Consider the following 13,876-nt stretch of genomic DNA (forward strand, 5'->3'; position numbering starts at 1 on the left):
ACATGACCGGCGTTGTCAGTGGCCCCGGTTAACGGAACGGACACATGCGTCCGATGGCGGTTGAAGGCGGTGGCTGGGGCCATTCATCGCCAACGGCGCGTTCCTGTTGGACAGGACAGGTTGCGTCGCCTTCGTTGGCGGGCCGACAGCGAGGTGAAGGAGGCGTCACGAACCGGTGACGCCGGGGCCGACCGCAGGTGCGCGGCCGGACTCCCGGCGGTCGGGCTTCGTGCGCCAGGCTTTACCGCGCCCGAGCCGGGTCCGGGGAGGCGGGCGCCTCCGATACAAGCGCGCGCCCGCGCAGCAGCCGGTAGGCGGCCGGGATCACCAGCATCGACAGCAGCGGCGCGGTCAGCATGCCGCCGATCATCGGCGCGGCGATCCGCTGCATCACCTCCGAGCCGGCACCGCTGCCGACGAACAGCGGCAACAGGCCGGCCAGGATCACCGCGACGGTCATCGCCTTCGGCCGCACCCGCAGCACCGCGCCCTCGCGGATCGCCGCCTCCAGGGTGGCCACGGTCGCCGGCTCGCCGGCCGCCAGCCGTCGCTCCCAGGCCTGGCGCAGGTACAGCAGCATGATCACGCCGAACTCGGCGGCGACCCCGCCCAGGGCGATGAAGCCGACCATCGTCGCCACCGACATCGCATGGCCGAGCAGCCAGATCAGCCACAGTCCGCCGACCAGGGCCAGCGGCAGGCTGAGCAGGATGATCGCGACCTCGCCGAAGCGCCGGAACACCGTCCAGATCAGCACGAAGATGATCGCCAGCGCCGCCGGCACCACCCATTGCAGCCGCGCGATCGCGCGCTGCAGGTATTCGTACTGGCCGGACCAGGCGACGGCATAGCCCGGCGGCAGCGCGACCGTGTCGGCGATGCGCCGCTGCAGCGCCTCCACCACCGAGCCCAGGTCGTGGCCGTCGACATCGACGTAGACGTAGCCGACCAGGCGGCCGTTGTCGCTCTTTAGCATCGGCGGACCGGCGCTCAGCGACAGCTCGGCAACCTGGCCCAGGGTCAGCTGCACGCCGTCCGGTGCGACCAGCGGCAGTTGCGCCAGCGCCGCCAGCGAATCGCGCTGTCCGCGCGGGTAGCGCAGCACGATCGGATAGCGTTCGCGTCCGTCGACGGTCTCGCCGATCGGTTCGCCGCCGACCACGGTCGCGATCAACCGCTGCAGCCCGGCCTGGTCCAGGCCGTAGCGCGCCGCGACGGCGGGGCGGATACGCACATCGACATAGCGCCCGCCGCCGACCCGCTCGGCCAGCGCCGAGCTCACCCCGGGGACGGTCCTGGCGACGCGCTCGATCTCACCGCCCAGGCGCTCGATGACCCGGATGTCGGGCCCCGACACCTTGATCCCGATCGGGCTCTTGATGCCGGTGCTGATCATGTCGATGCGGTTGCGGATCGGCGGCACCCACAGGTTGGTCAGGCCCGGCACCTTCACCGCCGCGTCCAGTTCTTCGCGCAGCTTCTGCGGGGTCATGCCCGGACGCCACTGCTCGCGCGGCTTGAACGTCACCGTGGTCTCGAACATCTCGATCGGAGCCGGGTCGGTGGCGGTGTCGGCGCGACCGGCCTTGCCGAACACGTGCTCGACCTCGGGCACGGACTTGATCATGCGATCGGACAGTTGCAGCAGCTGACCGGACTTGCCGGCCGACAGTCCCGGCAGTGCGGTCGGCATGTACAGCAGGCTGCCTTCGTCCAGCGGCGGCATGAACTCGCTGCCGATGCGCGCGTAGGGGATCGCGGTGAGCAGCAGCAGGGCGGCGCTCAGGCCCAGGGTCAGTCGCGGATGGCGCAGCGCCCGCTCCAGCAGCGGCCGGTAGCCGGCGATCAGCGCACGGTTGACCGGGTTGGCGTGCTCGGGACGGATGCGACCGCGGATCAAATAGCCCATCAGCACCGGCACCAGGGTCACCGACAGCCCGGCGGCGGCGGCCATCGCATAGGTCTTGGTGTAGGCCAGCGGCGCGAACAGCCGGCCTTCCTGCGCCTGCAGCGCGAATACCGGCACGAACGACAGGGTGATCACCAGCAGGCTGGCGAACAGCGCCGGACCGACCTCGGCCGAGGCCTGCGCCATCAGCCCCCAGCGTTCGTTTCCGCGGGGTTCGCGTCCGCCATGCGCCGCACGCCAGGCTTCCAGGTGCTTGTGGGCGTTCTCGATCATCACCACCGCCGCATCGACCATCGCGCCGATGGCGATCGCGATGCCGCCCAGCGACAGCAGGTTGGCGGTGATGCCCTGCCAGCGCATCACGATGAATGCCGCCAGCACGCCCAGCGGCAGGGTCACCACCGCCACCAGCGCCGAGCGCAGGTGCCACAGGAACAGCACGCACACCAGCGCCACCACCAGGAATTCCTCGCCGAGCTTGCCGGCCAGGTTGCGCACCGCCTCGTGGATCAGCTCGGAGCGGTCGTAGACCGGCACGATCTCCACGCCTTCGGGCAGGCCGGCCTGCAGATCCCGCAGCCGCTGCTTGACGCCTTCGATCGCGCGTAGCGCATCCTTGCCGGTGCGCAGCACGATCACGCCGCCGGCGACCTCGCCCTCGCCGTCGAGTTCGGCGATGCCGCGGCGGAACGCCGGGCCGCGCGTGACCGTCGCCACCTCGCCCAGCAACACCGGGATACCGTCGGCGCTGGTCACCGGCACCTGCTCGAAATCCTCGCGCGCGCGCAGATAGCCCTCGCTGCGCACCATCAGTTCGGCCTCGCCCTGTTCGATCACCGAGCCGCCGGTGGCGCCGTTGGCGGCGCCGATCGCATCGACCAGCCGCTGCACGGTCAGGCCGCGCGCCGCCAGCGCCTGCGGGTCGGGCACGATCTGCCAGGCCGGCACCATCCCGCCCACGCTGGCGACCTCGGCCACGTCGGGCACGGTCTTCAGCTCGTAGCGCAGGAACCAGTCCTGCAGGGCGCGCAGCTGCCCGAGGTCGTGGCGGCCGCTGCGGTCGACCAGCGCGTACTCGTAGATCCAGCCCAGGCCGGTGGCGTCGGGGCCGAGCGCGGGGCTGACGTCGGCCGGCAGCCGGTCGCGCACCTGGCTCAGGTATTCCAGCACCCGCGAACGCGCCCAGTACAGATCGGTGTCATCGTCGAACAGGACGTAGACGTAGGAATCGCCGAAGAACGAGAAACCGCGCACCGCGGTGACTCCGGGCACCGACAGCATCGTCGTGGTCAGCGGATAAGTGACCTGGTCCTCGACAATGCGCGGGGTCTGGCCCGGCCACTGGGTGCGCACGATGACCTGGGTGTCGGACAGGTCCGGCAGCGCGTCCAGCGGGGTGTGCCGCAACGACCACAGACCGGCGCCGGCCAGCAGCGCGGCGGCCATCAGCACCAGCACGCGATTGGCGATGGAGGCGTGGATGAGGCGCGCGATCATGGCTGTGTCTCCTGCTGCCCGGTCGCGGAATCGGCCAAGGGTTCGAGCCGCTCCACAGTGAGCCCGTCCGCGTCGGAGCGTACCCACACCCGCACGCTGTCGCCGACCCGCAGGCCCTCGGCAAGGGCAGGGTCGGCGAGCGGGAAGCGCATCGTCATGCCCGGCATGTGCAGGGTCGGGAACGGGCCGTGGCTGAGTTCGATCCTGCCCTCGGCGATGGCGCGCACACTGGCGTCGGCCTGGTGCAGGGCCGGCGTGTCCGCGGCGGACGCATCGCCAGCGGGCATGCCTTCGCCGGGCACGCTCTCGTCGGGCATGCCGTCATCCGGTTCGCTCTCGCCCGGCATGCGCATGTCCGGCATGCCTTCGTCCGGCACGCTCTCGTCCGGCACGCTCTCATCCGGCATGTTCCCGGCCTCGTCGTCGCGGGCGCCGTCCAGACGTTCCAGCAGGCCCGACAGGCTGGCTTCGGAATCGATCAGGAACTGGCCGGACACGACCACGCGCTCGCCGCCCTTCAGGCCTTCGAGGATCTCGCTGCGGCCGTCGCCGCTGCGTCCGACCCGCACCCGCAGCGGGTGGAAGCGGCCGTCGGCGTCCTGCACGATCACCCGGCTGTCTGCGCCGGTGGCGATCAGCGCGCCGGTCGGCACCAGCGGCCGGGCCGGGCCCGCCTCGGGACGTATCGCGACCTCGGCGAACATGCCCGGGGCCAGCACGCCGTCGGGATTGCGCAGCACGATGCGTGCCTGTTGCGTGCGGGTGGCCGGATCGACCTGCGGCAACAGGGTCTCGACCTCGCCGTCGAAGCGCCGCTCCGGCAATCCGTCGACGCGGGCCCGGACCGGCGTGCCCGCCCGCAGTCGCGACGCCTCGGCCTGCGGTACCGCCGCCTGCAACCACACCGTCGCGGTGCCGTTGATGCGGAACAGCGGTGTCCCCGCCATCACCGCCTGACCGTCGCGGACCAGCACCTCGCTGACCACGCCGGCATGCGGCGCTGCGACCGTCACGCTGCCGTCGCCGCTGGCGCCGGCGGGAACGCCGAGCACGCGCAGGCGCTGTTGCGCGGCCGCCTGCAGTTCGCGTGCGGCTGCCGACTCGGCCTGGCGCAGCGCGTGCGCCTCGGCCAGCGCGGTGCTCCAGGCGGGAGCGAGCAGGGTCGCCAGCGGTTGTCCGCGTTCGACCCGGGTGTACGGCGCCTTGACCTCGACCCGGCTCACCAGCGATGCGGCGACGGCGCTGACCACCGATTCCCGGTTCAGGTCCCAGGCCAGCGTGCCGGGCACGCGCAGGGTCGTAGCCAGCCGGCCGATCGCGACCGTTTCGGTGCGGATGCCCACGTTCTGGCGCAGGCCCGGGTCGATGTCGACTGCGGCGCCGGTGGCTTCGTCGGCGTACTTCGGCACCAGCTGCATGTCCATGAACGGCGACTTGCCGGGCTTGTCGAAGCGCTGGCCGGGCACCATCGGGTCGTACCAGTACAGCACCTCGCGTTCGTCCGCTGCCGCCTCCGGCTCGGCGTTCGTCATGTCGGCGCTGCCCTCGCGGCCCGCCCACCAGTAGCCGCCGGCCACCCCGGCGGCGACGGCGGCGATCCATGCGGCGGTCGTGATCCAGGTCTTGGAGCGGTTCATGGCAGGGGCTCCTGTTCGGGCGGCTGGCTGTCGGGGTTCTGGATTTCGGGCAGCTGGTCTTCAGGTAGCTGGTTCTCAGGAAGCAGGTTCTCAGGAAGCAGGTAGGCCAGATCGGCCCAGACGCGGCCCAGCTCGCCACGGCGCCGGGCGTGCTCGATCAGCAGTTCGACTTCGCCGCGGCGTGCATCCAGCCACGGTTGCAGACCGCCGCCGGCGCCATAGGCGGCCAGTGCCGTGCGCGAGCGGTCGCGGGCCAGCGGCAGCGATGCGTCCTCGATACGCGCCAACCGACGCTTGAGGCCCTGCCACAGGGCCAGGTGCCGCTGCAGGCGTTCGGCCTGCAGGCGCCGGGCGTCGTCGCGTTCGGCGCCGGCCGCGTCCAGTTCGGCACGGCTTGCGGCGATGTCGCGCTCCTGGCGGTTGCCCGTGAACAGCGGCAGGTCGATCGCGAATTCGACCATCAGCATGTCGCTGCGCGGCCGCCCCGCAGGCGTGCGTTCGCGCTGTCCGTAACTGAAGCCGAGGCTCCAGTCCGGACGCTTGCCGGCGATCGCGGCATCGACCTCGGCTGCGGCGACCGCCTCGCGCGCGCGCCATGGAAGCAGTGCGCCATGACGGTCGATCGAGGCCAGCAGGGCGGCCGGCGCGACCGGCAAGGTGTCCGCCGACGGTGGCTTGCCCTCGGCCCGCAATGCCTCAGGGGCCTCGTCCAGCCAGCGTGCCAGGCCGGCGCGGGCCGCTTCCAGGCGCGCCTGCGCGGCGTCGATGCGGTTCTCCAGATCCAGCGCGCCGGCCTGCGCGGCCAACGCGTCGGAGACCATGCCGCTACCGCCGGCGGTCCGCGCCTTCGCCGCGCGCACGGCGACATCGGCCGGTTCGCGCAGCGCCTGCAGGGCGGCCACCTCGTGTTGCGCCGCCCATAGCTCGATCCAGGCCTGGGCGGTGGCCCGACGCACCTCCAGCCGCTCGGCCAGCGACAGCGCCCGGGCCTGGTCGAGCAGGCGTTCGGCCACGGCCTGGCGGGCCCGACGCTTGGCCCGTGCCGGGAACGCCTGCATCAGTCCGACCTGCTTCATTGTCATCATGTCGGCGCCGGTATCGAAGGCGTTGGCACCGGTGACCGGCAGGTTGGAAATGCCGAGCTTCAGTTCTGGATCGGGCAGGGCGGCGGCGCGGGCGGCCCGCGCCTGGCGCGCCTGGATGCGCGATTGCCGCGCCTGGATCGAAGGCGCGCGTTCGACCGCGTTGCGCAAGGCGTCTTCGTAGGTGATGCCGGACGCGATGGACGCGGCCGGGACGAGGGCGAATGCAAGGACCAGCATCGACACCGGCCAGCGGTGGACGCCGTGGCGGCGCGACGGGGAAAGGAGACGGGTCATGAGACCTCCGGACAGGCAACGACGGACACGCCGCCGAAGCCGCCGGCGGCGCGGTAACAGGTCGTGGTCGGGGTCTAGATCTGCAGGCTACAGAAGCGTTGCGCGGGCGGCGGGTCGGACCGGCAGACCGGCACGTCGAGATAGGACTGCGCGCGCACCGGCGGCAGCATCGCCTCGGTCAGCGCGAACTGCACCGGCGGCAGCGCCAGTGCCGGCACCTGCGGCGCCTTCAGGTCGGGTGCGGCGACATGGCCACGCAGACAGTGCTGGTCGCACAGCGCCGGCGTATCCGGGTCGGGCATCTCCATCGCGCCGCACCCGGCCATCGCCTGCGGCGGTGCCGGCGTCTCGGCGATCGGGCAGGCGTAGGCGACCAGGGCCAGTTGTTGCAACAGCAACACCCACAGTGCCAGCCAGGCCATGCGCGAGCGCGGACGGTCGCGGCGGAGCCGGCGCAGCAGGTTCATCGCAGGCTCCCGGCGCGGCCGCGACGCGGTGCGGCCGCCGGCGGGCGGCGGCAGGCGTGCAGCGAGCGGGCGGGCGTACTGGCCATGCGCGCCGAGTGTACTGCAAAGCCGGGACCGGGCCGTGAGCGACTCCGGCAGCGTCGCCGCCATGCCGGCACCGCGATGACAGACGCCGATGCCGGCCATATCCTGCCGGCTCGGCCCGGGTCACAGGAGACGGACATGGAGCGGTTCAACGGCGGTTGCCTGTGCGGCAGGGTCAGGATCGTGGCGTCGGGACGCCCGTACCGGGTCGGTCTGTGTCATTGCATGGACTGCCGCAAGCACCACGGCGCCTTGTTCCATGCCTCGGCGGTGTTCCCCGGGGACGCGGTCGTGGTCGAGGGCGAGACCGGCGACTACGCCGGCCGCCACTTCTGCCCGCACTGCGGCTCATCGGTGTTCTCGCGCAGCGGCGACGAGATCGAAGTGCACCTGGGCAGCTTGGACGCGCCCGACCAGTTCACCCCGACCTACGAACTGTGGACGATCCGCCGCGAAGCGTGGCTGCCCGAGTTTCCGCTGGCCAAGCGGTATGCGCGCGATCGCGAGGGGGCGGGGCGTGAGGAGGCGTAGGGCGCAAGGCCACGACCGGCGTTGCGCCACGCGTGGCGCGGAGTATCGCGCTGAAGGTCCCGTTCGTTCGAATGCCCGCCTATCGGTGAGACCAGTTGGACTGGTCGCGAGGCAGCAGCCCATTGGGGTCGTGGGGCTCCAGCCATTCGGGTTGCAGCCGGTCGGTGAACAGCACGAGGTTGAGGACTCCCGGATTGGCGAGGCTCGGGAAGATCAGGCCGAGCTCACCGGCATCCAGGACGATGTCTCCGAGGGCCCAGCTCGGGGGCTCGGTTCCGTCGACGAACAACTGTCGCTAGTCGCAGCCCCAGTCGTTCCAGAGCGGGTCCCATCCGTCGTCATCCAGTTGCCGCAGGTCGACCAGCTCGGGAAGGCGGGCCAGGTAGGCCACGAGCAGGTAGGGCTCGGTCAGGTCGTTGTCCTGGCGGTATTCGGCGGCGCAGGTGGCTTCCTCGAAGCTGAGGTAGAGCGCCGGCGTGCCGACCCGATTGAAGCGACCGCCGGCGCGCGCGGCGCCGGCACCGCTGAGGGGCTGGAAGGACCAGAGCGGGTTGTGGGCACGGAAGAGCGGAGTGCCGGCATCCAGCCGGATGCGCCTCATCCGTTCTGGCCTCCGGAGATCGACTGCAGGTAGCGCAGGGCCTTGTCGGTGTCGCCGTCCTTGACTGCATCGAAAAGGGTGCGCTGGCCCAGCACGCGTATCGGCGTGTTCTTCATGTGGAAGGCGGCGTCGCGCACATTGGGCTTGAGGCCGAGCAGGGCCAGGAATACGCGGTTGTAGTCGCGCATGCGTTCCTGCGTGCGCGGGCTTTCCGGGTGCAGGCGCATCGTGTTGCGGTGCACGCCCAGCGCATTGGCCAGGACCGACAGGTCCAGCTCCAGGGTCGTGGCGAACCTGGCGGGCGAGAGGTAGGTCTGCCCGGGTTCGCGAAAGAGCTCGGTAATGTCTTGCTGCATGACAGCCGCCATTGCGCTCACCGTTCGGACAGGGTGTGGGCATATTATGTGCGCAAAATGTGCACGCATCAAGTGAGTGCGTCGCGCGTGTTCCCGGTCCGTATGGAGAGGCGGGGCGCGCGCCAGGGGGCTGCCGTCGATATCCACCTGCGCCGCCCAGCTAGCCCGCCACCCCCACCCAGCCGCGGAACGTGAATCCCGCGTAGAACAGCTCGACCCGCTCGAAGCCGGCCTGTTCGATCAGGGCCCGGTCCTGCTGCGGGGTGAGCAGGGGCAGGCGGGCGGCGATGGCGTCGATCGCGCGCCGGGCATCGGCGGCGGGGACGCCGGAGGCGGTGGCGAAGGCCGCGTATCGGCGCAGCCAGCGCTGGCGGCTGCCGTCGTCGGTGGTGTCGCTACCCGCGTCGTCGCCGTCGTCGGCCGGGACGCTGTGGTGGGCGGCCACCAGTGGGGCACCGGGTTTGAGTCGTCGACGCAGTTGCCGCAGGGTATGCAGGCGCTGTGCGGGCGGCAGGAAGTGCAGGGTCAGCAGGCAGCTGGCGCCGTCGAAGGCGGTGTCGGGCGCATCGTCGATCAGGCCTTCGAGCAGTTCGGCGCGCGCGGCCAGTGGGCCGAGGGTGTCGGCGGCGAGCTTCAGCATCGGCGCGGACGGGTCGACGCCGAGCAGGCGCCAGCCGGGCTGGGCCTGGGCGAAGGCCTTCAGCTCCAGGCCGCCACCGGCGCCGAGCACCAGCACGCGGCCGTCCGTGGGCACGCGTTCGGCCAGCAGCAGGGTCGCCATGGTCTGCAGGGCGAGGAAGCCGGGCACTTGGCGGATCGGGCCTTCGGCATAGCGGGCGACGGCATCGGGGTCTGAAAACGGGGTCACGCGGCGGCCTCGGTTGACGGTCGCGATTAAATGTAACATCATTTGTTACATGAAAGCCGACAGCCGCCTCTCCGCCGTTCTGCATGCGCTGCTGCACATGGCCGAGCACCCCGGACCGATGACCTCCGACGCCCTGGCGCAGTGCCTGGGAACGCATCCGGTCGTGGTCCGCCGCACCATGGGCCTGCTGCGCGATGCGGGCCTGGTCGCTTCCGAGCGCGGTCACGCCGGCGGCTGGCGGATCGTCGCCGACCTGTCGAAGGTGAACCTGCGCCAGTTGCATGAGGCACTGGGCGAGCCGGCGCTGTTCGCGATCGGCCACCGCCAGCAACGCCCGCAATGCCTGGTCGAACAGGCGGTCAACGCGGCGCTGGACGGCGCCTTCGACGAGGCCGAGGCGCTGCTGATGCGACGCTTCGAATCGGTGTCGCTGGCCGACCTGGCGGCGGATTTCGCGCGCCGGCACGCGGCCGTCAGGAAAGGAGCGAAGGCATGAGCAATACCGGGACCACACACGATGTGATCGTCATCGGCGGCAGCTACGCCGGCATGGCCGCGGCGCTGCAACTGCTGCGGGCGCGGCGGCGGGTGCTGGTGATCGACGGCGGGCGCCGGCGCAATCGCGCGGCCTCCCATTCGCACGGCTTCCTGGGCCAGGACGGTGCCGATCCGGCGGCGATCGCGGCCGCCGCGCGGCACCAACTGGAGGCCTACCCGACCCTGAGCTGGCATGAGGACGAGGCGGTCGCGGCCGGCGGCGAACACGACGACTTCCATGTCGAGACCCGCGACGGCCATTGCCATCGCGGCCGCCGCCTGCTGTTCGCGACCGGCGTGTCCGACACCCTGCCGCCGGTCGACGGCCTGGCCGAGCGCTGGGGCGTCAGCGCCTTCGCCTGTCCGTACTGCCACGGCTACGAGTTGGAGCAGGGTCGGATCGGGGTGATCGCGGCCGGACCGATGTCGATCCACCAGGCGCAACTGCTGCCGGAGTGGGGCACGGTGACCCTGCTGCTCAACGACGCGCTGGCCCTGGACGACGCGACCGCGCACGAACTGGCAGGGCGCGGCGTCGCGATCGAACCCACACCGATCGCCCGCATCGACGGACACGCGGACGTGGTGCTCGCCGATGGCCACCGGCTGCCGTTCGCCGGGTTGTTTACCGCGCCGCGCACGGCACCGTCGACGCCGCTGGCCGAGCGCATGGGCTGCACGTTGTCGGAAACCCCGACCGGCGTGCGCATCCACACCGACGACGCGAAGCAGACCACCCTGCGTGGCGTCCATGCCTGCGGCGACGCCGCGCTGATGATGCACTCGATCTCGCTGGCGGTCGCCGACGGCGCCTGGGCCGCCGCCCACCTGCACCGCTCGCTGGTGTGGCCGGACGCATAGGCGTTCGAGGCGTGCTCCGGTAGAGTCGCGCGGTCAGCGGACGCGGCATCGCCAACCCGGGAGGCGCAGGGCATGGACGCTTCGAAACCCACAGCGCAGGTGGTCAGGGCCGGGGTCGAGCGCGTCTGCGCCGAGTTCGATAGCCGCATCGCGGCGCATGACTTCACGCGGATGAGCGCGCGACTGTGGAGTCGCCGCATCGGTGAGCGCCTCGAGCTGATCCACTTCCATCGCGCCGGCGGCAGCTACGGAGCGCCGGCCAGGGCCAGTGTCGAGATCCGCGTCGCCTTTGCGACCCGTCCAGCCGATGCCCGTGGGCCGCTGATCCTCAACGGACCTTCCAGCGATCGGCTCAGGAGCGCGGATGGCCGCGCCTATCATCTGCGCTTCAACGCACTGACCTGGAGCACCTTCGAGCGCTGCGTCGACGATCTGGTACGGGTCGCCCTCGACCACGGGTTGCCATGGTTTGCCGGCCAGGGTGGCATGGCGGAAGATTGTTGATAGCCGTCTACAGCCGGTGCTGCCTTGCCGACGAGGGCTGAGGAATGACCCTGATCGCTTCCGCTCTGCTTTCCCTGGGGTTCGCCGGTGGGTTCGCCGGTGGATTCGCCAGTGCCAGCACGCCCGCCGAGCTGCCCGGGGGCTGGCGCCATCCGGTGGCCTCGGAGCTGGAGGATCCGCTGCGCGACGATTCGCCTTCGCGCTACACGCAGGCGACGGCGGACTTCAATGGCGACGGTATCGACGACACCGCGCTGTTGCTCAAGAGCCGGACCCGCAGCGCCGAGGCCCTGTGGGTGCGGCTGTCCGACGGCGCGGGCGGCTTCCGCTGGTTGAAGCCGATGGAGATCGGCTGGGATGCGCCCGATGTCGGCGTGGCGATGGCGATCGAAGTCCAGGCCCCTGGCGTGATCGCCTACGGCTGTTTCGACGGCATCGAGGATTGCGACTTCGGACCGGTCGAAGAGCGTCCGAAGCTGAAGCTGGCCGAGCCTTCGCTGCTGTACTTCAGGCCCGACAGCGCCGCGTCGCTGTACTTCTGGAGCCATTCGCGGCAGCGCTTGCTGCGGGTCTGGCTCAGCGATTAGCGACCGTCCCTGCCGCGGACGCGAGGTCCACGGCCGGGACGGGCATCGACCCGGTGAACCTCAGCGGCCGTCGCCGAACAGGCGGGTGCCGCGGCCGTAGCGTCCGCTGGCGTCGCCCTTGATCCAGTCGCCGAGCAGGCGCAGGTAGCCGTCGGTGATGCGGGTGCCCTGGCGCTCGCCGTCGGGCAGGGTGCGGAACTCGAACATGCCGTGGTCGGTGTCCGGGAACAGGTAGACGTCGACCGGCTTGCCGGCGGCGGCCAGCGCCTGCAACGCGCCGCGGGTCTTCTCGATCGGCGCCTCGCGGTCCTGTTCGGCCAGCACCCACAGCAGCGGCGCATCGAGCCGCTCGAGCACGGCCTGGGCGTCGTAGTCCCAGATCAGTTCGAGATTGTCGAAGCGGGCGCGGCCGAGCCGGCGCAGGTCGGCGTCGGAAGTGCGCAGCATCGCGCCGCTGTGCTCGCCCTCGATGGTCGCCGCCCACGGCGCGTCGGCCAGTTCGCGGCGCAACGCCTCCAGTGCCTCGAAGCCGTCGCTGAAATGCGAGTCCAGCAGCCGCGCGGTCGCCTGCGAGAGTCGATCGATCTGCGCCATGGTGCGTGCGTCGTAGCCGGCCGCACGCGCTTCGGAAATCATCTGCTCGCGGTCCTCGTCGATCGGCGAGACCACCAGGCCGAAGCCGATCGCGACGAAGTCCGCGTCCGAATGCGTCGCCGCCAGCGGCGCGACCCAGCCGCCCTGGCTGCCGCCGAAGTAGCCGGCGCGACCGAAGCGGCCGGCGGCCATTGCGCGGGCGTGATCGAGCGCGGCGGCGGCGTCCTCGGCCAGCAGCTCGAAGTTCTGGGTGTACTCGCCTTCCGATTCGCCGGTGCCGCGCTTGTCGTAGGCGAAGGTGCGGGTGCCCTGCGCGGCCATCATGTAGGCGTAGGAGCTGTGGGTGGAGGAATAGCGCTCGGAGCCGTGCACCATCACCACCAGCGGCATGTCGGCGGCGCCGTCCTCGGGTTCGATCAGGTTGCCGGCCAGCCGCGAACCCAGGCTGCCGAAAGTGGTGGCGGTCTCGCGCAGGGCCATGCGCGGCCATAGCGTGGAGCGACCGTCGGCGCCGCGCACGCTCAGGCCGTCGGCGGTGCAGCGCACCGGGCCGTCGTCCTCGACCGTGCTGCCGCGGCGGCCGTCAAGGAACAGATAGCGCTGCGCCGGCGGCGGCAGGCTGTCGATCGAATAGACGACCACGGCATCGTTGCCGGAGGCGGGGCGATAGGCGCCGGTGGGGCAGTCGGCCATCGCGGCGGTGGCATGGAACAGTCCGGTGGACAGCAAGGCGGCGGTCAGGATGCGGCGCACGATCGGGAATCTCCTGGGGTGGGGGGCGGTCGAAGCAGGCGCTGGACTCTATCGGGACGCGCGGTTCGCGGGAGGTGCCGGAGGTCGGGGGTGGCGGACTCCAGTCACGAGATGCGCGTCGCGGGACGAAGGTTGCGCCGGACGTCCATACTTCGCGCATGGATATCCGAAAGGCGACCGCGTCGGACTTCGATGCGATGTGGGCGATCTTCCGCGCGGTCATCGCCGGCGGCGATGCGCTGCCGTTCCCGGACGACTTCGACCCGGAGACCTTCCGCGCGCATTGGTTCGCCGCCCAGACGCCCTACGTGGCGGAGACCGCCGACGGCACCGTCGGCATCTACAAGCTGGGCGCCAACTACCCGGGACCGGGCGCGCACGTGGCCAGCGCGACCTATGCGGTGGATCCGCAGGCGCAGGGGCGCGGCATCGGCCGCGCGCTGGTGCTGCACAGCCTGGCCCAGGCGCGCGCGGCGGGCTTCGTGGCGATGCAGTTCAACTATGTCGTCGGCACCAATGCGCCGGCGGTGGCGCTGTACCGCAAGCTGGGCTTCGACATCGTCGGCACCCTGCCGGGGGCGTTCAGGCACCGGCGTCTGGGGCCGGTGGATGTCCATGTGATGTTCCGCAGGCTGTAGCCGCGGTGGCCGTGAGCCGGCCGCGGGCGCGTTGTTCCTCCGGTGAGGCCGTCCGCTCCCGCTGGTGGCGTCG

The 13,876-nt window shown here is 71.2% G+C and carries 13 protein-coding genes and 1 pseudogene; 6 read left to right on the forward strand and 8 right to left on the reverse strand.

Translation table 11 applies throughout. The features are described from left to right. Positions 1 to 241: 241 nt before the first annotated feature. The 4 genes from C9I47_RS02630 to C9I47_RS02650 all read right to left on the reverse strand — a co-directional run bounded on the left by C9I47_RS02630 (position 242) and on the right by C9I47_RS02650 (position 6,889). Positions 242 to 3,406 (reverse strand): efflux RND transporter permease subunit, encoded by a 3,165-nt coding sequence (locus C9I47_RS02630; RefSeq protein ID WP_111265361.1) that lies wholly within the window; start codon positions 3,404 to 3,406, stop codon positions 242 to 244. Next, a complete protein-coding gene (locus tag C9I47_RS02640) occupies positions 3,403 to 5,043 on the reverse strand; it encodes an efflux RND transporter periplasmic adaptor subunit (RefSeq protein ID WP_223250249.1) in 1,641 nt (546 codons plus the stop codon). The genes C9I47_RS02630 and C9I47_RS02640 overlap by 4 nt, the downstream gene beginning before the upstream one ends. After that, complete coding sequence (locus tag C9I47_RS02645; RefSeq protein ID WP_223250250.1) at positions 5,040 to 6,422, reverse strand: TolC family protein; 1,383 nt, start codon at positions 6,420 to 6,422, stop codon at positions 5,040 to 5,042. The genes C9I47_RS02640 and C9I47_RS02645 overlap by 4 nt, the downstream gene beginning before the upstream one ends. A gap of 74 nt (positions 6,423 to 6,496) precedes the next feature. Beyond that, a complete protein-coding gene (locus tag C9I47_RS02650) occupies positions 6,497 to 6,889 on the reverse strand; it encodes a hypothetical protein (RefSeq protein ID WP_111267921.1) in 393 nt (130 codons plus the stop codon). A 222-nt stretch (positions 6,890 to 7,111) separates the two neighbouring features. On the opposite strand from C9I47_RS02650, the gene C9I47_RS02655 reads away from it, so the two are divergent. After that, on the forward strand, positions 7,112 to 7,504 hold the full coding sequence (locus C9I47_RS02655; protein WP_111265362.1) for a GFA family protein: 393 nt from the start codon (positions 7,112 to 7,114) through the stop codon (positions 7,502 to 7,504). 79 nt (positions 7,505 to 7,583) lie between these two features. Here the strand turns inward: C9I47_RS02655 and C9I47_RS02660 are convergent. From C9I47_RS02660 to C9I47_RS02670, 3 genes and pseudogenes are all read right to left on the reverse strand, one after another. After that, positions 7,584 to 8,105: pseudogene (locus C9I47_RS02660) on the reverse strand (RES family NAD+ phosphorylase). Further along, positions 8,102 to 8,461 carry a DNA-binding protein gene (locus tag C9I47_RS02665; RefSeq protein ID WP_111265363.1) on the reverse strand — a complete coding sequence of 120 codons (360 nt, stop codon included), beginning with the start codon at positions 8,459 to 8,461 and terminating at the stop codon, positions 8,102 to 8,104. The pseudogene C9I47_RS02660 and the gene C9I47_RS02665 overlap by 4 nt, the downstream one beginning before the upstream one ends. A 160-nt stretch (positions 8,462 to 8,621) precedes the next feature. Continuing rightward, positions 8,622 to 9,329 (reverse strand): class I SAM-dependent methyltransferase, encoded by a 708-nt coding sequence (locus C9I47_RS02670; RefSeq protein WP_111265364.1) that lies wholly within the window; start codon positions 9,327 to 9,329, stop codon positions 8,622 to 8,624. 49 nt (positions 9,330 to 9,378) lie between these two features. Between C9I47_RS02670 and C9I47_RS02675 the strand changes: the two genes are divergently transcribed. The 4 genes from C9I47_RS02675 to C9I47_RS02690 all read left to right on the forward strand — a co-directional run bounded on the left by C9I47_RS02675 (position 9,379) and on the right by C9I47_RS02690 (position 11,818). After that, entirely contained in the window at positions 9,379 to 9,825 is a 447-nt protein-coding gene (locus C9I47_RS02675) for an Rrf2 family transcriptional regulator (protein ID WP_111265365.1), read from the forward strand. Continuing rightward, positions 9,822 to 10,727 carry an NAD(P)/FAD-dependent oxidoreductase gene (locus C9I47_RS02680; RefSeq protein ID WP_111265366.1) on the forward strand — a complete coding sequence of 302 codons (906 nt, stop codon included), beginning with the start codon at positions 9,822 to 9,824 and terminating at the stop codon, positions 10,725 to 10,727. Before C9I47_RS02675 ends, C9I47_RS02680 begins: the two co-directional genes overlap by 4 nt. A gap of 72 nt (positions 10,728 to 10,799) precedes the next feature. Continuing rightward, positions 10,800 to 11,231, forward strand: coding sequence for a hypothetical protein (locus C9I47_RS02685; RefSeq protein ID WP_111265367.1), 432 nt, complete (start codon positions 10,800 to 10,802; stop codon positions 11,229 to 11,231). A 44-nt stretch (positions 11,232 to 11,275) separates the two neighbouring features. Further along, complete coding sequence (locus C9I47_RS02690) at positions 11,276 to 11,818, forward strand: hypothetical protein (RefSeq protein WP_111265368.1); 543 nt, start codon at positions 11,276 to 11,278, stop codon at positions 11,816 to 11,818. A gap of 60 nt (positions 11,819 to 11,878) precedes the next feature. Here C9I47_RS02690 and C9I47_RS02695 read toward each other — a convergent pair whose 3' ends face one another. Next, positions 11,879 to 13,165, reverse strand: a complete 1,287-nt coding sequence (locus tag C9I47_RS02695; protein WP_223250251.1) for an alpha/beta hydrolase family protein — start codon at positions 13,163 to 13,165, stop codon at positions 11,879 to 11,881. A gap of 158 nt (positions 13,166 to 13,323) precedes the next feature. Here C9I47_RS02695 and C9I47_RS02700 point away from each other — a divergent pair, with 158 nt between their 5' ends. Continuing rightward, entirely contained in the window at positions 13,324 to 13,803 is a 480-nt protein-coding gene (locus tag C9I47_RS02700) for a GNAT family N-acetyltransferase (protein WP_111265369.1), read from the forward strand. The last annotated feature ends 73 nt before the right edge of the window (positions 13,804 to 13,876 follow it).

It is taken from the genome of Marilutibacter maris (assembly GCF_003233695.1).
Taxonomy (GTDB): Bacteria; Pseudomonadota; Gammaproteobacteria; order Xanthomonadales; family Xanthomonadaceae; genus Marilutibacter; species Marilutibacter maris.

Coding starts and splice junctions, on each gene's coding strand:
- C9I47_RS02630 (WP_111265361.1), bottom strand. CDS start 3,406: ATGATCGCGCGCCTCATCCACGCCTCCATCGCCAATCGCGTGCTGGTG.
- C9I47_RS02640 (WP_223250249.1), bottom strand. CDS start 5,043: ATGAACCGCTCCAAGACCTGGATCACGACCGCCGCATGGATCGCCGCC.
- C9I47_RS02645 (WP_223250250.1), bottom strand. CDS start 6,422: ATGACCCGTCTCCTTTCCCCGTCGCGCCGCCACGGCGTCCACCGCTGG.
- C9I47_RS02650 (WP_111267921.1), bottom strand. CDS start 6,889: ATGAACCTGCTGCGCCGGCTCCGCCGCGACCGTCCGCGCTCGCGCATG.
- C9I47_RS02655 (WP_111265362.1), top strand. CDS start 7,112: ATGGAGCGGTTCAACGGCGGTTGCCTGTGCGGCAGGGTCAGGATCGTG.
- C9I47_RS02665 (WP_111265363.1), bottom strand. CDS start 8,461: ATGCAGCAAGACATTACCGAGCTCTTTCGCGAACCCGGGCAGACCTAC.
- C9I47_RS02675 (WP_111265365.1), top strand. CDS start 9,379: ATGAAAGCCGACAGCCGCCTCTCCGCCGTTCTGCATGCGCTGCTGCAC.
- C9I47_RS02680 (WP_111265366.1), top strand. CDS start 9,822: ATGAGCAATACCGGGACCACACACGATGTGATCGTCATCGGCGGCAGC.
- C9I47_RS02685 (WP_111265367.1), top strand. CDS start 10,800: ATGGACGCTTCGAAACCCACAGCGCAGGTGGTCAGGGCCGGGGTCGAG.
- C9I47_RS02690 (WP_111265368.1), top strand. CDS start 11,276: ATGACCCTGATCGCTTCCGCTCTGCTTTCCCTGGGGTTCGCCGGTGGG.
- C9I47_RS02700 (WP_111265369.1), top strand. CDS start 13,324: ATGGATATCCGAAAGGCGACCGCGTCGGACTTCGATGCGATGTGGGCG.